Genomic DNA, 22,230 nt, shown 5'->3' with positions numbered 1-22,230 from the left:
AATCCCATCACGATATTCCAGCTATGAACAACCTCCTATTAAAATCGGCAATTCGACAACTTTGGAAGAATAAACTATTCTCCCTATTAAATATTATTGGACTAGCCATCGGTATTACGTCATGTTGGGTCATATTTAAGATTGTCAATTATGAGTATAGTTTTGAAGCTGGAGTTCCTCAGCTTGATCGAACCTATCGGATCATTTCTCAGTTTAAAAATGATGGCAAGGATAATTACAATGGGGGATTGGCCAAGCCATTTTATCAGGCCATCCGAAAAGAAATTCCGGGCGTGGAATTGGTCGCTCCAGCATTCAGAAATTATCAAATGGAATCTGTCACAATCAACAAGGGACAAAAAAATCAAAAACTTGTCGAGGACTTTGATGAGGCTGAAGGCAATGTGACGGAGACTACCAGCGACTACTTCAAGCTCGTTGGCTACAAATGGTTAGCAGGTTCACCTGAGAAAGCATTTTCAACTGCCAACGACATCGTATTGACAAAAAAAAGGGCAGCCATTTATTTCCCAAACCAGGCTGCCCAGGGCTTAATCGGCAAAACCATCTTTTATAACGACAGTATACCCAAAACAGTAACTGGTATTATTGATGACCTTGGCTTCAACACGGAGTTCAATGGCACAGAATTCGTCTTGCTTAAAGAAGAAGTCTACCCACTGAATGTCTGGACGAATACCAATGGTACTGACAGACTTTATATCCGATTAAAAGATGGTGTAAAAGACCTTCCAATCCAGGCAACTATCAATAAAATCGGACAAAAAAAATGGCAGGAATTCAGCCAGGAAAAAAAACCTAAGTTTGACTACAACCGTAAGGTCGTGGTCATGCCACTAAAAGATTCCCATTTTGCAGTCCACATAAAAGAATGGTACGCCGAAAGAACAAGCAAAACCGTTATATATGGATTAATTGCCGTAGCTGCCTTTCTGATGCTTTTGGCCTGTATCAACTATATCAATCTTAGTACGGCACAAATCCCAGCGCGGAGTAAAGATATTGGTGTCCGTAAAACATTGGGAAGTAGTCAGGGAAAATTGGTTAGCCAAATTATTTTTGAATCGCTTTTAACCATTGCCATTGCACTTGTTTGTTCGGTCTTTCTGACGAAACTGGCCTTTTTCTATTTTCAGGAAATGATTCCGGAGAAAGTAAAGGATTTTACAAGTTCGACGACATCAATGCTGTTTATCGCAGTTTTACTGACCGTAACGACTTTAATTTCCTCGGCATATCCTTCTTGGTTAATTAAAAAGGTACAGCCTGTCAATTTATTTCGGGCTGGCAAGCAGTTTCAAATCGGAAAAACACAAATCAACCTTCGGAAAACGTTGATTGTATTCCAATTCTTTATTGCTCAATTCTTTACGGTTTCAGCACTCATTATCGGCCAGCAACTCTCCTATACCCTCAACAAAGATATGGGATTCGACAAAGATGCTGTTGTTACTTTCGATCTACCTTCCAAGCTCATCAACAAATTTTATGAGGAAAAACTGGATCAAAGTAAGAAACAAACACTCCTACATGAGATCCAAAAAATAAAAGGTGTTTCGGCAGCGTCAATCGGTAGCAAGCCCCTATCAAATAATTATTCATCATCTTGGTTTCATCGACAAGACCCTACACTAAAAGAAAAAATTTCATCCGATATTTTCTTTAAAAATGCAGATCCGAATTATATAGCTGTATATGACATGAAGCTAATCGCGGGAAATAACCTACCACAATCAGATACTGTCAATGCCTATATTATCAATGAATCTGCAGTAAAAGCTTTTGGTTTCAAATCCCCACAAGATGCCATAGGAAAATCTATCGGTCAGGAAGACAGTATGTTTCCGATAGTCGGTGTTATTAAAGACTTCCATGCCCAGGAATTCTATAAAGAGATCACACCTTTGGCTTTGCGCAGTTTTAGTCGCGGTGCTTATACCTTCAATATAAAACTATCGGGAAACAGCAAAGAATGGAAAACCAGTATCCAAGCGATCAATAAAGTATATACACAGTTTTTTCCGGAACTCCCGATAGAAATAAAATTCTACGATGAAACGATCGCTTCTCTTTATCAAAAAGAGCAAAATCTGGCCAAATTAATTAACGTGAGTACAATTGTTGCTGTTTTAATCGGTTGTTTGGGTCTCTTTGGGCTGATTACCCTTGCGGCTTTCCAACGCAGCAAAGAGATCGGTATCCGTAAAGTTTTGGGTGCGAGTATTCCAAGTATCTTTCATTTATTAGCAAAGAACTTCGTACAACTCATTTTAATCAGCATCCTAATTGCCGCACCATTGACCTGGTGGACGTGTAGCAAATGGCTGGAAGATTTTTACTACCGCATCGACCTTACGGCAACACCTTTTATCTTAGGCGCTGGGCTTGCACTATTTGCGGCAGTACTGACCATTAGTTTTCAATCGATCAAGGCGGCTATCCAAAATCCTGTCAATAGCCTACGGGACGAATAGCGACACGAGTATATCAAATTGGAGGATTAACAAAAAACGAAATAACAATGATTGTAAATTCACTTAAAACAGCCTATCGTTTTTTTAAAAAACATAAGTTGATCACGTTTATCAATATCACGAGTCTTGCGATTGGTATTACCGCGACGCTGGTTATTTTCCTGATGATCCAATACGACTACAGTTTTGACAAACATGTTCCCAACCAACAACAGGTCTATCGTGTTGTCAATAACGGAGAGTTCAAAAATGCCGGCGTCTACGTACCGTTGGTACGCACCATGCAAGCAGAGTTACCCAACTTGGAGGCCGTAGCCCCGATTTATCGAAGCCATGTCCAAAAGCTGAAAGTTTCTCTGGCAACAGACAAATTCCAGACTTTCCCGAAAGAACAGAAGATGGTATTCACGAACAGTCAATATTTCGATATTTTCCCTTCAAAATGGTTGGCTGGAAGTGCTAAGGCTTTGAATTCATCCGGAAATATTATCCTTACAGAGAAAACATTAGAAAAGTTTTATGGAAAAGAACTGCCTGCAAATGTGATTGGCAAAACCATCATCTATGCAGATAGTATCCCACTTCAGGTCGCCGGTGTAATTGAAAATCCGCAGCATAATTCGGATTTCAATTTTGAAAGCTTCATCGCTGAGTCGACGATCCCTCAGGATAACAATTTAAAAAACATGTATACATGGGAAGCTTGGAATAGCATATCGGATTCACATCAGGTGCTCATCAAAACAAAAGCACAAAGTAACCCTCTTTTAATAGAGCGTAATATCGCGAATCTCCTGAAGAAATATAAATACAAAGAAGGAGAGAAAATTAACGATAAGCTTGAATTACAAGCATTGGCGGATGTACATTTTGATACAAGATTTAATTATGACGCCCCCCATCCGGAAGCACTACGCAACCTTATTTTACTTGCAATCTTCCTCTTAGCCCTGGGGGCCGTAAATTTTATCAATCTATCCACGGCTCAGTCTATTGAAAGAGCCAAAGAAGTGGGCATTCGTAAGACGTTGGGTAGTTCTAAAACTACATTGATCAAACAGTTTTTGATCGAAACTTTTCTGATAACTTTGACCGCAACAGTACTTGCGGTCTTATTATTGCCATTGTTCTTACATGTCTTTGAAGGATTTATTCCGAAAAACCTAAGCATGGAAGGCCTGGACAAAACCGTTATTGTTTTCTTTCTATTTGGACAATTGGTCTTAGTAACCTTACTAGCCGGATTTTACCCTGCCTGGGTACTGACAGGATATGCTCCGGTGCTAGCGCTCAAAAACCAGCTTGGAAAAAACACGAATCTTTCCCGAAGCGCATGGATACGCAAAGCACTGACTATTTTCCAATTTGTATTAGCTCAGGCTTTTCTAATTTGTGTACTGGTTGTTGTCCGGCAAATCAATTACGTCTCCCATCGAGACATGGGTTTTCAAAAGGACGCTATTGTTAATGTCTACATTCCGGGAGCTTTCCAAAATTCGGCAAAAGGTGTAGTCCTTAAAAATGAGCTCAAAAAGCTAACGGATATTAAGGCAATCAGTTTCGGGAACATTGCACCCGCGATGAACGGCTGGATGACTACCGCAATCTCTTACGATCAATCGCCGGACAAGGAATCCTTGACTTTTGATAGCCGCTCTGGTGATGAAAACTATTTAGATGTTTATCAGATTCCACTTTTAGCGGGAAGAAATATCCGTTTATTGGATTCAACAAGTGAAATGTTGATCAATAGAAAAGGACTTGAACTACTGCATATCAAAAACCCGCAGGATGCCATTGGTAAAACCTTCGAAAATGGACAGAACATCATCGTTGGTGTAATGGAGGATTTTGATTTGTCTTCAGCGCGACAAGGGGTTAAACCAGTTCTTTATACAGGCAGTAAAGAAGGATATGTACTCCATATTGCCTTGGATCAATCGCATCCTGAAAACTGGAAAAACGCCATTGATAAAATAACATCAAGCTACAAATCGGTGTTCCCTGATGATGAATTGGACCTACGGTTTGTAGATGAGGTCATCCAGAACTTCTATACGCAAGAGAAGCAGCTGTCTAAGCTCCTTTCTTGGGCAGTAGGACTCTCTGTGCTAATTGCTGGATTAGGCTTATTTGGACTTGCCATATTTACGGCAAATCAGCGCACAAAGGAAATTGGAATTCGCAAAGTATTGGGGGCTTCTGTTTTCCAGATCACATTTTTACTGCTTCGGAATTTGCTATCACTGGTTGCAATAGCCTGTCTGGTAGCTTTTCCAATTGCTTATTATTTTATGCATAGCTGGCTGAACGACTTTGTTTACCGAACCACAATAAGTCCCTGGATTTTTGGGCTGTCAGCCGTAGGGTTGATTGCCTTTGCAAGTCTTGTACTATCAACCAAAAGTGTCTTTGCAGCAAAAGCAAACCCGATCAATAGTCTAAGGGATGAGTAAATCAGCGAGTAAAAGAGATAGGCTTATGTGTATTCATAACATGTATTAAGAACTTAAACCCCCATAACAATGATAAAGAACTTCATCAAAACCGCATGGCGAAGTATTTTTTCTAATAAATTCTACAGTGCCATTAATATTTTAGGATTAACAGCAGGAATGGTTGTGGGGATATTCCTATTGCTATGGATACAAGATGAGCTGTCCTTTGACCGATTCCATAAACATCAGCGCTCCATTTACAAAATTGGAATAGAAGGGGGAACGGGGATATCAAAACGAATCTTTGGATCCATCATTGCTCCCGTAGGAAATTTTGCAAAAAAGGAAATTCCTGAAGTCCAAGATGCAGTACGTATTTTCAAAATTGGAGATGCTGCACTTAAACATAAAGAGAAGAGATTTAACGAAAAGAATTTTGCGTTTGTAGACCCCAGTTATTTTACGGTTTTCGATTTTCCGCTACTACAGGGAAATTCAAAACAACCCTTCCCTGACAACAATTCCATTGTAATCACCCAGCGCACGGCACGTCGGTATTTCGGTGATGAAAATCCAATTGGAAAAACCGTAACATTAGGTATCGAGGACCTTTGTGTTGTATCAGGTGTCATTGCTGATTATCCTGAAAACTCTACTTTTCAATTTCAGGTTCTGCTTCCCATTTCGAGATTTAATGAGCAAGCCTACATCAAAAATAAAACGACCTATGATAATAAGACCTTTCTATCTTCCATGGATGAAGATTGGTCCAATTTTTCATTCGAAACCTATCTGCTGCTGAGGCCTGATGCAAATCTTGCTACAGTTTCAAAAAAGCTTCAGGCGATACACGAAAGGAACAAACCTGAGGATGCCCCTGTCCCCTACGTTACACAAGCACTCGCAAAGGTGCATCTCTACCAAATGGATGGGGGTGATGCAGGAATTGACAATGTTCGAGTTTTTATAGGTGTAGCGATTATGATTCTTGTAATAGCAAGTATTAACTATATCAATCTTTCTACTGCACGGTCGTTGTCGCGCGCCAAAGAAGTGGGGATACGTAAAGTTATCGGCGCAGGTAGAAAGGAACTTTTTTTCCAATTTATATTGGAAACAACCATACTATTTGTCATTGCATCAACATTGGCACTTGCCTTCGTATTTATTGGTCTCCCCCTATTTAATAATTTCTCAGGGAAGCAGATTTCGCTACAGCTCTTTAATCCTACGTTATGGATAAGCGTACTGATTATGCTTTTGGGAACACTAGTACTTACTAGTGTATACCCTGCCCTGCTTTTATCGAAGTTTGATCCAATTAAGGTATTGAAGGGCCGATTTACCATAAAAAATTCCAGTGCACGAAAAATACTGGTTGTCCTGCAATTCACTGTTTCTATAATTCTTATCACCTTAACAATTGTTATTGGCCGTCAATTGGATTTTATAAAACATCAAAATTTAGGCTACGAAAAGGATCATATTATTTCCGTTACTATGGCGCCAAAAATGTCCAAACATTTTGATGCTGTCAAAACCGAACTTCTAAAAAATAAGGATATTGATGATGTTATCCGTCTTGGCCGCGACATGGTTTATGGTGGTGCTTCAACTGGGGACAACGATTGGGAAGGAAAGCCAAGCAAATCCAATCTTTGGTTCAATATGACATATTCCGATCAATCGGCGCTCGACTTTTTTAAGATAAAACTTACGCAAGGTCGTAATTTCACAGGCTCCATAGCAGATTCAACCCATTTCATTATCAATGAATCGGCAGCGCGGGAAATGGGTTTAAAAGATCCGATTGGCGTACGTTTACGCATTCGAACAGTTCCGGGAACTATTATTGGGGTTGTAAAAGACTTTAATTATGCGAGCGCCAGACAAAAGATTGAGCCTATGGTCTTTCAATATAGCCCAAAAGATTGCTGGCAGCTATACCTTAAAACAACAACTTCTGGTACAAAATCCGCATTAAACTCCTTGCAACAGATCTGGAAAATTTATTATGATGATATGCCGATGAATTACAGCTTCCTGGACGAAAGCTATCAAAAGCAATATACGAATGAGCAGAAACAAGGCTCCTTATTCAATTTTTTTGCCCTGATTGCCATCGTCATCTCCTGCTTAGGACTCTTAGGACTATGCACCTACACCGCACAGGTTAGGACCAAAGAAATTGGTATCAGAAAGGTCCTTGGCGCAACGGTATTCGGTATTATACAATTATTAAACAAGGAATTTTTACTCTTAGTCATTTTAGCCAATGTCATCGCTGTACCAATCGCTGTATATTTCAGCACAAATTGGCTCGATGGTTTTGCTTTCAGAACGACTCTCCCATTTACCATATTTCTATATGCGGCGGGGATAACCATTGCTATTGCATTATTTACGGTGAGTTTCCAGTCCATCAAAGCGGCATACGCCAATCCTGTAAAAAGTTTGCACGATGAATAGTTTATATTTGAGAACCAAAACAACAGCATAAAATGATTCGATTATTCCTAAAAACAGCGCTGAGAAATTTGAAGCGCAGTCCCTTAAACACAACAATAAATATTTTGGGATTAGCATTGGGGTTTACTGTTGCCCTGATAAGTACATTATGGGTACTGAAACAATTTTCTTTTGATAAGCATTACAGCAATTATCAACATATTTATCAGGTCATGATGACCGGGACTTTCAATGATGAGAAATCTACTGATCGCTCCACCCCTATTCCTTTGGTCAAAACGATCGCGTCTGATTTCAAAAATGAAATGCAAGATGCAGCACTGATCACGAATATGGAAAGCAATAATCTTAAGGTAGGTGATAAGAAGCTTAATGCACCGGGGTTTTACGCCATGGGAAAATTTGCCGAATTATTTTCTCTCGAATCTGTACAAGGAAATAGTACCACACCGAGCAATCCATCGACCATCATAATTTCAGAATCCTTAGCAAAACGACTGTTCGATAAGGTAGAGATCATCGGGAAAACAATTCAATTGAATGGCAAAGAACAGTATACTGTTCAAGGTGTTTATAAAGATATTCCTGACAACAACACTTTTTATGGCTTAGATTATGTATTGCCGTTTGTCGATTATCTTGCAAAAGACCAAGGTATTGAAGAAAGCTGGTCCAGCTGCTATTTCAGCACTTTCGCCAAGATCGACAATGATGCCTTTGTTCCTGCTTTGGAAAATAAACTAACAAATATCATCAATAAAAAACTGACGGATATAAATCCTGAGATCCTGTTACATCCGATGTCCAAATGGCATTTATATGATTCGTTCAAGAATGGAAAGAATGTAGGCGGACAGATTCAATATGTATGGATGTTTGTTTGGATAAGCGTATTCATCATTTTATTGGCCAGTATCAATTTTATTAACCTGAGTACGGCGAGAAGCCTAAAAAGAGGAAAAGAAATCGGGGTTTTAAAATCTGTTGGCGTCAATCGCCGACAGCTTATTGCAGGCTTTCTTGTTGAGTCAATCCTCGCTGTAGCCTGCGCATTTTTGGCAGCCGTTCTATTCGCTACATTGCTTTTGCCTTGGGTCAAAACGATTACACATACGACACTGCATATCCCTTTTACCGATATTCGTTTCTATGGCTACTCCCTAGTAGGAATAGGCGTTATAGGACTTTTAGCAGGTATGTACCCGGCGTTATTTTTATCGGCATTTAATCCTATTCTTGCCCTTAAAGGTAAAATAAACAGCCGAAAAGGCGGATCAAGAAGTAGAAAGGCAATGGTCATCGTGCAATTTGCTATTTCTATTTTCCTGATGATATCCACCTATCTGGTGATTCAGCAACTGCATTACACAAAGGATCGTCCAATAGGTTATAAAAGTTCAAATTTGGTAAACATTACTTCATCCAATTCAACTATCGTCAAAAACTTTGATGTACTTCGAAAAGAGCTGATCGGTCAGCGCCTTGTGACGGATGCCGCCCTTTCTTCCAACTTTGTGAACCACCTATCCTTAACAGGTGGTGGCTTTAATTGGCAAGGTAATGATTCCAAAGACGGTGCGATCATGGGGATCTTCACCGTAGATGAAAACTTCGCGAATACTGTACAGTGGAATTTTATAAAAGGACGCAATTTTTCAAAAGATTTCAAAACTGATTCAACGGCTGTTATTCTGAATGAAGCGGCGGCCAAATTTATGGGAGTTACAGACCTTAACAGTAAACAATTGTCTAAAAGAGGAATCAATTATACCATTATTGGTGTTATACAGAACACATTATCTGAATCTCCTTTCAAATCCATTACACCGACGGCTTATTTTCTAAAATTTTTACCAAAGAATAAAATAACGCTTCAACTGGATGAAAATCAAGATCTCAAACAAAACCTAAAAGCGATTTCCACAGCGTTCAATCGCATAGACCCTGATCTTATTTTTGATTATACATTTACGGATCAGGAATATGCCAAAGAGTTTCAACAGATGGAAATGATCAAGAGCTTAACCAGTCTATTTACAGGATTGGCCATTCTCATTTCATGTCTTGGTCTCTACGCGCTGGTTTCCTTTCTTACGGAGCAACGAGAAAAAGAAATCGGCATTCGTAAAGTATTGGGTGCATCAGAACTTGGCTTGTGGCGGCTACTTTCCACAGAATACATTTGGCTCACAGGCATTGGCTTTTTAGTCGCAGCTCCTTTAGCCTATCTCCTCATGGAATCATGGCTTGAAGACTATGTCTACCGCATATCAATTACATGGACGGTCTTTGCTATCACAGGCTTAACCGCGCTAATCATCACCTTATTAACCGTTAGTTACCAAGCGATTAAAGCAACATTAGCAAATCCTGTAAAAACCTTAAGAAGCGAATAATACCAATTTGTTCGGGGACGGACACTATACTGTCCGTTTCCGAACATTTAAAACCGCCATAAAAACACACCAAAAACTTAAAAATCAATACATTATATTTATGGCAAACGAATTGAACTACTTGGCTTTGCTATTTTTCGAATAACGGAGTCTTCTACTAAAGCGAGCTAAGTGACAAGAATTATAGCCTAATTAACAGTCTAAATGCTCATAACCATGTTAAAGAACTATTTTAAAATTGCTTGGCGGAATATCAGAAAAAACAAAGGTTTTTCTCTTCTAAATATGTTTGGCCTCAGCATCGGAATAACATGTTTTCTATTGTTGGCAGCGTACATCTATCATGAATCCAGTTATGAGCGTTTCCTTCCCAATGCAGACCGTCTAGCTTATATTAGCCTCACCTATAAAGCACCCAATAGCACGGAAGAAGTAAATTCTGCGGTAACACCAACAGGCTTAGCTCCTGCTTTACAAGCTGAATTTCCGGATGTAGAACAGGCAACTAGATTCTACAGCTATTCCAAAGGCGGTAAAATAGAATCCAAAGAGGCACTAATAACTGAAAAAGGCCTACTTTATGCTGACCAAAATGTTTTTAAAACTTTAGGTTATACCTTTCTCGAAGGTGATTCACGATCAGCCTTAGCAGAACCAAATCAGATTGTCTTAACAAAAAAACTCGCAGCGAAATATTTCCCCAATCAGTCGGCCATCGGTCAGACACTATCCATTGACAAAGTCAACTGGAAAATCACAGGTATCATCGCAGACCTGCCCACAAATACACAGTTGAACTTCTCTGCACTCCTTTCCAATAAAGGATTAGAACGCTACAAAGAAATGGCTTGGTCATCTGCAAATGATATAACCATAGCGCTCCTAAAAAACAAAGATCAGTTCGGTTCGATCCAACAGAAATTGGACCAAATGACAAAATCAAAATTCGCCGAAGCATCAAAACAAGGCTATCAATTTCGATTTATCCTAGAAAAGCTGACTGATATCCACCTTCACTCCAAAGCAGCAGGTACAGGAAACATTACTTATATCTATATTTTATTGGCGTTAGGTGCTGCGCTTATTATTTTAACCTGCATCAATTTTACAAATTTGGTATTGGCGCATGCGCTTGAACGCAAGAAAGAAATCGGTGTCAAGAAAGTTCTGGGTGCAGCAAAGAAAACAATATTCTTTCAGTTCTTTTTTGAATGTAGCCTCATGGTTTTTCTAGCGGTTGCTTTTAGTCTTCTGACTACAGTACTTTTGTTACCCGTATTCAGTTCATTTATGGGTACCGAAATGAAATTAACCGTATGGACAGACCCTCGGTTTTATACGATTTTACTTGTTTTCATAGCCTTATTGACGCTTCTGTCGGGTGGCTGGCCTGCCTATTCAATTGCTAGTTCAAAACCTATTTCCATTTTTAAGCGAAAACTAACTGAAAAACGATATGGTATATCATTAAGCAAGGTGCTCGTTACTTTTCAATTCAGTATCTCTATATTTTTTATTATCTGCACCTTATTTGCGAGTAGACAGATGGATTTCATCCAGTCTAAAAACACAGGATTGGATCGCTCTGATATGTTGGTCATTGATGGCCGAGGATGGCAAGATAAAGAAAGGCAGCTATTAAAAGAAAAGTTAATGCAGCTCAATAGTGTCCAGGGCGTTACCGCTTCGTATGACAATCCCGTCAATATCCAAGGAGGCTACAGTATTAGGGAGGTAGAAGGCCAACCCAATGATTTTGATATGGATGTCACTGCAATTCCGATTGAAAAAGATTTTGTATCCGTTTTTCATATTCCATCCGTCGCAGGTACACCGTTGTCAGATGCGGACATTTTGCGCGCGCAAGACACTATTTCACCAGAATATGGGTTTGTAGTGAATACACTTGCGGCATCCGCCATGGGTTTTACTCCTGAACAGGCTATTGGAAAGAAAATCAATTTGAACGGACGTAAGGGCAGTATCAAACAAGTTGTGGCGAGTTTTAACTTTGCATCATTACACAACGAAGTCAAACCAATTGTACTTTTTCCTGAATATGATTATTTCGGCAATATTTTCATTCGACTCAATCCGACGTCGCCGGTAAAAGATGTTCTTGCGCAGATCAAAGCTGTTATAAAAGATATTGATTCAAAAAACAGTTTTGAATATCACTTTCTCAATGATGATTATAACAAGTTATATCTCAAAGATCAGCAAACAACACGAGTCATGCAGTTATTTTCGATCATTACAATTGCTATCGCCTGTATGGGACTATTTGCATTATCAGCTTATGCCGTGCAACAACGCTTTAAAGAGATCGGTATCCGTAAAGTATTAGGTGCTTCAACGATCAAGATTGTCAACATATTGAGTGTTGACTTTATGGCCCTGGTCCTGTGTGCTGTATTGATCAGTGTACCCTTAGGCTGGTATGCCATGCACCGATGGGTAGAGAATTTTGCTTACCACATCACGCTAGACTGGTGGGTATTTATTGTGGCGGCGATAAGTGCATTATTGGTATCATTTATCACCATTAGTTTTCAAACCATAAAAGCTGCGATTCTAAACCCGGTTGATAGTTTAAGAGATGAGTAATTGTTTTAGTAGCTAATAAAAATAAAGACACCTGATAAATAACAAGCTGGACCTTTAAAATTCAAGTTTTTTCTATTTATCGATACCTAATACGACAGATATGCTTAAAAATTACATCAAAATAGCATGGCGGAACCTATGGAAAAGCAAGGGCTATTCCGCGATTAATATTATTGGACTTTCTATCGGATTGGCAGCAGTACTGATCATCGGTATATGGATAAAAAATCAATTGCAATTCGACAATTTTTATAGCAATAAGGAAAGCATATATAAACTTTGGAACAAATATGAAGATCAGCAAAAAATCTACGTAAACGATATCACTTCGGCACCGGCATCTCAGGCTCTGCTAGCAGATTACCCCGAGGTTGAACGCGCTGCGCGGATGTATTGGAGCAGTACCGCCCTGATGTCTTTTGGCGATAAGAAGATTAAATCCAAGGGAAATGAAGTCGATCCAGCATTTATTGAATTATTTGATTTCAAACTTCTTAAAGGGAATAGCAAGAAGGCTCTAAAAGATACAAAAGATATCGTCCTGACGGAAAGTCTTGCTAAAAACATATTTGGCAAAACTGATCCAATAGATAAAACGCTTCTTCTCGACAATAAAGAACTGTATAGGGTATCGGCAATTATGCAGGATCTCCCCAGTAACACAAGTTTCGACTTTACCTATCTGATACCTTTAGAAAAAGCCGAAACCTATTCATCTGGCTGGGGTTCAAACACTTTCTATACTTATATCAAGCTGAAAGAAGGAACCGATGTTGATCTTTTTAATAAAAAGCTAAATAATATAGTCAACAAGAAAACAAACCATGAAATAAAAGGCTCCATGTTCCTCTATCCGATGTCCAAAATGCATCTGTATTCAAAATTTGAGCAGGGTATTGCTGTTGGCGGAAAAATAGATCAAGTTAAATTGGTGGCGGGAATAGGTTTATTAATATTATTGATCGCCTGTATCAATTTTATCAATCTCAGTACAGCCCGCAGCCAGAAAAGAGCCAAAGAAGTTGCAGTAAGAAAAGTTGTAGGAGCCCAACGCTTCCATTTAATCATACAATTTCTTTCCGAATCTTTATTGTTAACCTTTATTTCAGGTACATGTGCTATCGTATTTACAATACTGACTCTTCCACTATTTAACCAGGTTTTAGATAAAGCATTAATCTTTTCATTTTCAGATTCATCGATCTGGTTTTCCCTGATTGGTTTTATTTTCCTTACAGGGATACTGGCAGGGCTATACCCTGCTTTCGTGCTCTCTTCTTTTAAACCGATAAAATCGCTCAAAATATTTGGACGGACAAACAAGTTTTCCCTGAATTTTCGAGAATTACTGGTTGTATTTCAATTTGGTATTGCTATTATACTGATTATAGCAACCATTATCGTACGCAAGCAAATAGAATATGCCAGCCAGCGTGAAATAGGCTATGAAAATTCACAACTTATCGAAGTACCCATTGAAGGCGGTATGGAAAAGAATTATGAGGCTATTAAGTCGGAGCTGATCACTGCCAACATTGCCGAAGCTGTTACTCGTACGGGCTGGTCAATTACTAAAAATGGAGCCAGTTCCGGAGGTAGTTTCCTATGGCCTGGAGCTAATCCAGAACAAGCAAAGAAAATGGGTTTTGAACTTGGACGCACTGAAAGTGACCTTGTTAAAACTCTTGGATTAAAGCTCATTGCTGGTCGAGACATCGATTATGGCAGGCTACCGGGAGATAGTGCTTCTGTACTAGTTAATGAAGCTGCTGTCAAAGAAATGAAACTGGAAAATCCAATAGGAAGTTATCTCAAATGGGGCGATAAAACTTATACTATCGTTGGTGTAATCAATGATTATATTACGGGGTCACCTTATAGTCCAATAACCCCCTTACTGATTTATCCTTCAAAAAATTGGATGTTGAATATGGTTATACGCACCAGTCCAAACAGAGCGATGGAAATGAACCTAAAGCAAATTGAGGAAATTATTAAAAAGTTCAATCCAGCCTACCCCTTCGAGTACCAGTTTGTGGATCAGAAATTTGCAGCTAAATTCAAAGATCAGCAAAAGACAGCTCAACTCGCATTCATTTTTTCAGGATTGGCTATTTTCATCTCTTGCCTGGGGCTATTTGGTCTTGCTTCTTATATTGCTGAATTAAAGACCAAAGAAATTGGCATTCGTAAGGTACTCGGCGCTTCGGTAACTGGAATTACCGCAATGTTATCGAAAGATTTTGTTAAGCTTGTCATTATTTCCATTCTAATTGCTTCGCCAATAGCTTGGTGGGCAATGAACAAATGGCTACAGGACTTTTCTTATCGGATTGAAATACAATGGTGGTTTTTTGCACTAGCAGGAATTTCCGCCTTATTCGTAGCTTTCTTTACAGTAAGTACACAAGCCATAAAAGCTGCCAATAGTAATCCCGTAAAGACATTGAGAGACGAATAAGCGCAAAAATTAAGTACGTAAAGCAAAAAATAGAGCGACAGTTGGTTCGCTTCAATCGAACAAAGCACTGCAAAACGAAAAATTAAAACCATGATAAGGAACTATATCAAAATCGCGTGGCGTCACTTATGGAAGAACAAAGGATATTCCTTTATCAATATTCTGGGCTTAGCTTTAGGTATGGGGATTTCGTTGATAATCGCCCTTTGGATCAACTCAGAAATAAGATTTGACCGCTTTTACACCAACACAGACCGCCTATATCAAGTCTATACAAGCGATGTATTTGATGGCAGTCACCATACCTGGGGAAATACACCACATGTACTAGGCCCGTTCTTAAAGCAGGAACACCCTGAGATAGAACAGGTGGTGCGCACGTGGAAGATTGACCATCGTATCCATCATGATGCCGAACCAAGCTTAAGTGCCTCAGGTGTCGCTGTAGATTCTGCTTTTTTAAAACTTTTTGATTTCAAAATTCTAGCCGGAAACTCAGATTCTCCCTTGTCCCGTCCGGATGCTTTGGTGCTAACTGCATCTACTGCAAAAAAATTATTCGGTAAGCTTGATGTCATTGGACGCCGAGTCGAAATGGATACCACTGTTTCCTTAACTGTCGAAGCAATTATTGAGGATATTCCCTCCAACTCCAAATTCTACGGAAATGACTTCCTCTGTTCATTGGATTACCGGGCCAAAACAGGCATGACTTTTAGTGATTCGTGGACAGCCTATAACCATGAAACTTACGCTCTTCTAAAAGAAAGGGCAACAGTGGACGCTGTCAACAGGAACATCGAAAACATGGTTTCCAAACACACCAACAGGACCACAAAAGCGACCATATATCTCTATCCAGCTAGCCGTTGGCATCTTTACAATAAATCGGTCAACGGACAAATGGTCGCAGGTAATATTACCACGCTACAGTTATTTGGACTGATCGGCATATTTATCCTCCTAATAGCTTGTATCAACTTTATAAACTTAAGCACCGCAGGAGCCGAAAGACGTGCCAAGGAAATAGGCTTACGTAAAGTAGTGGGTGCGCCTAGAAAATCGCTCATTCAACAATTTCTATTAGAATCGTTTATTTTAACCTTTCTGGCCGGAGTCTTGGCGCTATTATTTATTCTCTTGGCGCTTCCGTCTTTCAATAAGCTTATCAGCGGACATCTTGTAATCATGGATCATCCGCTGTTTTTCTCCTGCCTATTCCTCGCCATTATCTTCTTTTGTTCGCTCTGCGCGGGATTGTATCCTGCTTTTGTATTATCGGCTTTTGATCCAGTAAAAACCTTAAAAGGAAATGTCTTACCATCTAAATCAGGCCTTCAACCCAGAAAAATACTCGTTACCTTGCAGTTCACTATATCGATAGGTCTAGGTATATGTACATTTATAATCGGTCAACAGATACGCTTTGGGGAGCATCGAGATAGCGGATACGACCGTAACAACTTGATATATGTACCACTTCAGGGAAATTTAAATAAAAACTATGAGGCTTTAAGGAATGAAGTATTCCAACAAAATATTGCCAGTAGTATGACCAAATCCTGGGGGCGCATCAGTCGTTCGGGAAGTAATAGCTGGGGATACTCCTGGCCCAATGACCGGCCAGAAGACTATGACGTCGTATTCAACAATATGGCGACAGACTGTGATTTCATCAAGACAATGGGGATCAAATTAGTACAGGGACGGGACATCGATATTTATACACACCCCTCTGATTCCAATGCGTTGCTACTGAACCAGGCTGCTGTTGCTAAGATGCGATTGTCCAATCCCATCGGCACACCAGTTACGGTATCCAAAGGTACGGCATACCAACGTACCTATCATGTAGTAGGGGTTATCGAAGATTTTGTGCTGCAATCTCCTTATCAAGATATCGAACCTATGATGATCCAAGGCCCTATGGGTTATGCCGATTATTTTCATATCCGGTTAAATACTGCTAAAGGCCTATTGGCGAGTATAGAAGGTATCCAATCCCTGATCAAAAAGTATAATCCAGATTACCCCATAGATATTCGCTTTATTGATGACGATTATGCTTTAAAATTTGCTGGTCAAAAACGCACAATGACGCTGACTGGTTTATTTTCAGGACTCGCAATCCTGATAGCATCTATGGGTTTATTGGGACTGGTCTCTTTTGCAACGATCCAAAAACAAAAAGAAATCGGTATCCGAAAAGTACTTGGCGCCTCTGTATTCGGAATTATTACATTATTGTCCCGAGGCTTTATTATACTGATAGGTATTGCACTGCTCGTCGCCTCTCCTATCGCTTGGTGGATTATGAATCAATGGCTGGCAGACTACGTGCATCGCGTAGATATACAGTGGTGGATATTTGCATTGGCGGGCTCATTAGCGATAATGATTGCATTACTTACAGTCAGTACAATGGCTGTTAAAGCAGCAAGAGCCAATCCTGTCAAAAGTCTACGGGACGAATAAAGAATCTTATAACTATCATAGATAACAGCTAATATAATTATGATAAGGAACTATATCAAAATCGCGCGGCGCAACCTGATGAAAAACAAATCCTTCTCCCTGATTAACATCATCGGATTGGCGATCGGTATGGCCGGAGCATTACTTATAGCACTTTGGTTGCAGAACATGTTAACCATGGACCGCTTTCATGAGAAGGGTGATCGCCTGCACGTATTGAGTAATCGTGACGAATTTCAAGGCGAAAAATCAGCCTGGGCCTATACACCTAAAATACTAGCGCCCTCATTGGCTGCAGATTTTCCAGATATCGAAGCTTTTACCAGATATAATGAGGGGCCTCAATTTTTAACAACTTTCAATGAAAAGAAACTGATCGCAAATACTGTTTTCATCGATCCTGATTTTTTCAAAATGTTTTCTTTGCCTTTTGTGAAAGGAGAACAGAATGTGAGATTTGATCATCCCAAAGGTCTTGTGCTTACGGAAAGTTACGCAAAAGCGCTGTTTGGAAATGAAGATCCCATTGGAAAATCAGTTCGGATAGACTCGGTTAATCAAGTCACCGTGCAAGCTATACTTAAAGATCTTCCGAGTAATTCAAGTTTCAAATTTGACATCCTCCTCCCATTTGAATATGCAAAAATAATCGGTTACGTAGACGATAACTGGAGCAATAATTCAATAACTACTTATGTCCTGTTAAAAGAAGGTGCTTCAGTCAACGCATTTAACGACAAAATCAGAACCTATCTGAGAGATCATATCAATACGAGTAATAAAGCTGCCGGTTATACTTCTGCAAGAAATACGGGTGAGATTTTTGCCTTCCCCTATCCAGATTCTTTCCTTTACAATAGCGGAAAAGGAGGAAATTATACTTCCGGACGTATCGATATCGTCAAGCTATTTGCTTGGATTGGTGTATTTATTTTATTGGTGGCAAGCATCAATTTTATGAATTTGAGTACGGCACGTTCCGAACGCCGTGCAAAAGAAGTTGGTGTCCGCAAAGTAATTGGGGCAAATAAGACAAGCCTAATGGCGCAGTTCCTGGTTGAAAGCATATTAATTAGCCTGATCGGCATGGTACTCGCAACTATACTTGTTTTTATGGTCCTGCCATTTTTTAACGAGCTTGTGGGAAAACAGCTTAGCCTATCGTTATTAAACTTACCAACCTGGCTTTTTTTAATTGGTTTTGCCTTATTTACGGGTGTGTTAGCGGGTACCTACCCGGCCTTTTTCCTTTCTTCATTTCAGCCTATCAAGACCTTGAAAGGGAAATTTGTTTCTAAAACAAGAGGCCTTAGTATTCGCTCACTTTTAGTCGTCATTCAATTTAGCCTCGCTATTATATTGATTATCGCAACAGTCATTGTCGCGAAACAAATCCAATATACCAAACAGCGCGACCGAGGTTACAATGAAAATGGGCTACTTTATAGCAGTATCCAAGGTGACCTCGAGAAGAATTATAAAATTCTTAGAAATGAATTGTTAGCCAGCAACGCAGTTGTTTCTGTATCTAAAAACATGTCGCCGGTAACTGATTTCTATAGCAATGGCTGGGGGTTTACGTCCGGGACACCAACGGAACAGGACAAACGCATTTCCTATAACCGTTTTAGTACCGATGCCGATGCCGTAAAAAATCTAGGCCTAACACTTATACAGGGGCGGGATATCGATATTTACAAGTTTGCGACAGACAGTACTGCCTTGATTTTAAATGAATCCGCGGTAAAAAGTTTGCACCTCAAAAACCCGGTCAATAGCATTGTGGATGGTGATGGAACAAAATGGACCGTAGTTGGGGTGGTCAAAGATTTCATAATGGGATCGCCATTTGGAGACAATAAACCTATGGTGATATTAGGACCGCAAGCCTGGTTTACAACGATCCATTATCGTTTAAATCCAAACAATGACATCGCAGACAACTTAAAAACGATTGAGTCAATCTTTAAAAAGTTCAACCCAGACTATCCTTTTGAATATAAATTCATTGACAAGACCTACGAAGAAAAATTTAAGGAGACAAAAGCTATAGGTACACTGGCCATGATCTTTGCAGGATTGACGATCTTTATTTCCTGTCTGGGTTTACTGGCATTAATCGCCTATATGGCCGAAACACGTATGAAAGAAATTGCTGTCCGCAAAGTTCTTGGAGCAAGTGTCACCCAAGTAACCTCTTTGCTTTCAATCGATTTTATTAAGCTTGTTGTGGTCGCAATTTTTATCGCCACACCTATCGCTTGGTGGGCCATGGATAAATGGTTACAAGATTACAGTTATCGAATTGAGATACAGTGGTATTATTTTGTCATTGCTGGACTATTGGCTATTCTGATCAGTATGGCCACGATAAGCTATCAAGCAATTAAGGCTGCATTAGGCAACCCTGTTAACAGTTTACGCGATGAGTAGCCCAAAGTTTAACAACATTGTTTCGTATAGTTTTAAACCATAAAGAAAGGAATGAATTCATTCAAACTTACTTTTCGCAGCCTCATTAGCAACCGACAATATACCTGGATCAATATCTTGGGCTTAAGTATTGGTTTTTCCTTGTGCCTTCTCGTATTTGCTCTTGTCATTGAAGAAAATTCGTATGACAAAAGCTGGAGAAATGCGGATCATCTCTTTCGGATTGTGACCATAGATTCAACGGCTGGCCTTGAACGCCAAATGTCCAGAACATTCGTTAATTTAAGTACGGAACTCAAACAAGTATTTCCGGAGATTCAAAATGAGGCTCGGATAGAATCCAGAAAATATTATTTAAAACCGCATGCAAGCTCAGCACAGTCCATAGGCATACAGGTTTTGGAGTCGGAAATAAATATCTTGGATATGTTGAGCATCAAGGTTCTCGAAGGCAATCCCAAACAGCTGGTCCAAGGAAAAACAAACTTGCTCATCGGCGAAGAATTCAAAGAAAAGTACTTTAAGAACGAAAATGTCATCGGCAAAGTCATCCAAAGTGCCGACCCCTATACCGATAAACCATCAGATTATATCATTACGGGTGTTATGGATAATCTTCCTTATAATTCAACGCTTAGAGCTTCCGCCATTGCTTTAGTCCCCAAAATATCGATGGAATTAAGCAAAGATGGCTCAGGCTACTACACCGAACAATTTGTACAACTAAAACCCGGAACACCAAGAATAGATCTTGAACAGAAACTAAATCATTGGTATAAAGGATACCTCAGTCCCAACACAAAACAGGTGACTTCCTTTCGCCTACAGCCTATTCAGGATATATATATGGAGCCATTAGGCAGTGCAGATATCAGCGGCAACCAAAAAACAACAAACATATTTGTGGGTGTTGCCGTTTTGGTCTTTATTATTTCCTGCATCAATTTTATTAATATTTACGCTGTAAGAACAGTTAAAAAATTAAGAGCACTTCATATACATAAAGTATTGGGGGCCAGCCGATCCCAGATGATCAGACGAATGCTGATAGAAACAATCCTACTGTTTTTTATTTCTGCATTATGCAGTTTGGTACTCTTTAGACTTGGATTGTCCCAACTGGAACACTTTATAGGCTATGATCTCGCTTATATTAAATCCATACAGCTCCCGTTGCTATTGGCATTTATCATGACTGCAATTGCCCTTGGCCTGCTAATTGGTTTTTATCCAGCATGGCTGATCTCCGGTATTAAGAGTTCAGATGCCTTAAAAAATAAGCTATCAAAAATTCCCCATGCAGAAGTCTTTATCAAAAAAATGCTTATCACAACACAGTTCAGCATTGCCATTATCGTCATCATTGGCCTTATAACAATCAAGTCCCAACTCAGCTATATGCAAGCAGCTCCCTTGGGAATGGAAGTCAAAAATGTGCTAAACATTGATTATTTCAACAAGGGTACACAAAATACAAATATAAAAGATCGCATTGGTCAACTTACCGGGGTTGAATCGGTCAGCGTCGCTGCCTGGACGCCGACAATCGGGTCAGGCTACCTTGCCAAGACAATCGTTGACAAGGACGATCCAGGGAAAAATATCCAAGTCAGTTTCATCGGTGGCGATGTCGATTTGTCCAAAACTTTGGGAATCCAGTTGGTTAAAGGTCGATTATTGACTCCTGAAGATTACACGCATGTTGAAATGGATCTGGGAGAAGACGAAGGTATCAATAATGCCCTTGTGACCGAAAGTACGGCAAAAAAGCTTGGGATAGACAAACTCGGTATCCTGTATAAAGACCTTCAAATTATCCCCGTCGGAATCATTAAAGATTTCCATAGTGAGTCTTTTCGTAGCAAAATAGTACCAACAGTAATTTTGGCAAAAGATTTTAACGGAAGCGGCAATATGCTGATAAAAGTAGGGAAAGGACAAGAACAACAAATCTTTCGATCGGTATCTCAAATTATACAAAATACCTATCCTGATAAACACGTTTCCTTCCATTGGATAGATGATTTGATTGCAAAACAATATGAAAAAGAGAGCAAGCAAGTGCAATTGTTTATCCTATTCAGTGCATTGACATTGTTGATCTCCGCCTTAGGAATCACAGGATTGATTATGCAAAATCTCGAACAGCGTACTAAAGAGATTGGCATACGCAAAGTCCTAGGTGCAACAGTGCTCGACATATCACGTCTCTTTTCAAAAGATTATCTCATCTTATCCACCTTGGCTATTTTTATTGCCAGTCCAATAGCGGGGTATTTTTCAAAAAAATGGCTTGAAGATTATGCGTACAATGTGGGCGTACAATGGTGGTTCTTTATCCTTGCCGCGCTTGCCATCTTTTTGATCAGCATCATTACTGTCAATTTCCAAACAATACGTGCCGCACTAAACAATCCAGTAGATAGCTTACGAAACGAGTAAATATTCATTTATAG

The 22,230-nt window shown here is 39.6% G+C and carries 9 protein-coding genes; all 9 read left to right on the top strand.

Translation table 11 applies throughout. From position 1 onward, the window contains the following. Window positions 1–23 precede the first annotated feature (23 nt). Complete coding sequence (locus CBM24_RS04355; protein WP_088160327.1) at window positions 24–2,495, top strand: ABC transporter permease; 2,472 nt, start codon at window positions 24–26, stop codon at window positions 2,493–2,495. Window positions 2,496–2,542: 47 nt separating this feature from the next. Next, window positions 2,543–4,951: an ABC transporter permease gene (locus tag CBM24_RS04350; protein ID WP_088160326.1), complete on the top strand. Its 2,409-nt coding sequence runs from the start codon at window positions 2,543–2,545 to the stop codon at window positions 4,949–4,951. A 69-nt stretch (window positions 4,952–5,020) separates the two neighbouring features. Then, a complete protein-coding gene (locus tag CBM24_RS04345; protein ID WP_088160325.1) occupies window positions 5,021–7,402 on the top strand; it encodes an ABC transporter permease in 2,382 nt (793 codons plus the stop codon). Window positions 7,403–7,434: 32 nt separating this feature from the next. Further along, the gene (locus tag CBM24_RS04340; protein ID WP_088160324.1) at window positions 7,435–9,798 is read left to right on the top strand and encodes an ABC transporter permease; all 2,364 of its coding nucleotides are present in this window, start codon (window positions 7,435–7,437) and stop codon (window positions 9,796–9,798) included. A 216-nt stretch (window positions 9,799–10,014) separates the two neighbouring features. Beyond that, window positions 10,015–12,405 carry an ABC transporter permease gene (locus CBM24_RS04335; protein WP_198386034.1) on the top strand — a complete coding sequence of 797 codons (2,391 nt, stop codon included), beginning with the start codon at window positions 10,015–10,017 and terminating at the stop codon, window positions 12,403–12,405. A gap of 100 nt (window positions 12,406–12,505) precedes the next feature. Beyond that, window positions 12,506–14,866: an ABC transporter permease gene (locus tag CBM24_RS04330; protein WP_088160322.1), complete on the top strand. Its 2,361-nt coding sequence runs from the start codon at window positions 12,506–12,508 to the stop codon at window positions 14,864–14,866. A 90-nt stretch (window positions 14,867–14,956) separates the two neighbouring features. Beyond that, window positions 14,957–17,341 carry an ABC transporter permease gene (locus CBM24_RS04325; protein WP_088160321.1) on the top strand — a complete coding sequence of 795 codons (2,385 nt, stop codon included), beginning with the start codon at window positions 14,957–14,959 and terminating at the stop codon, window positions 17,339–17,341. Between the two features lie 39 nt (window positions 17,342–17,380). Next, window positions 17,381–19,774, top strand: coding sequence for an ABC transporter permease (locus CBM24_RS04320; protein ID WP_088160320.1), 2,394 nt, complete (start codon window positions 17,381–17,383; stop codon window positions 19,772–19,774). Between the two features lie 51 nt (window positions 19,775–19,825). Further along, window positions 19,826–22,216 (top strand): ABC transporter permease, encoded by a 2,391-nt coding sequence (locus tag CBM24_RS04315; RefSeq protein WP_088160319.1) that lies wholly within the window; start codon window positions 19,826–19,828, stop codon window positions 22,214–22,216. Window positions 22,217–22,230 lie beyond the last annotated feature (14 nt).

Origin of the sequence: Sphingobacterium sp. G1-14, from assembly GCF_002196555.1 — a bacterium.
GTDB lineage: Bacteria > Bacteroidota > Bacteroidia > Sphingobacteriales > Sphingobacteriaceae > Sphingobacterium > Sphingobacterium siyangense.
Note: the sequence above shows the minus strand (reverse complement) of the source record. Positions and strands in the feature narration are given on the sequence as shown.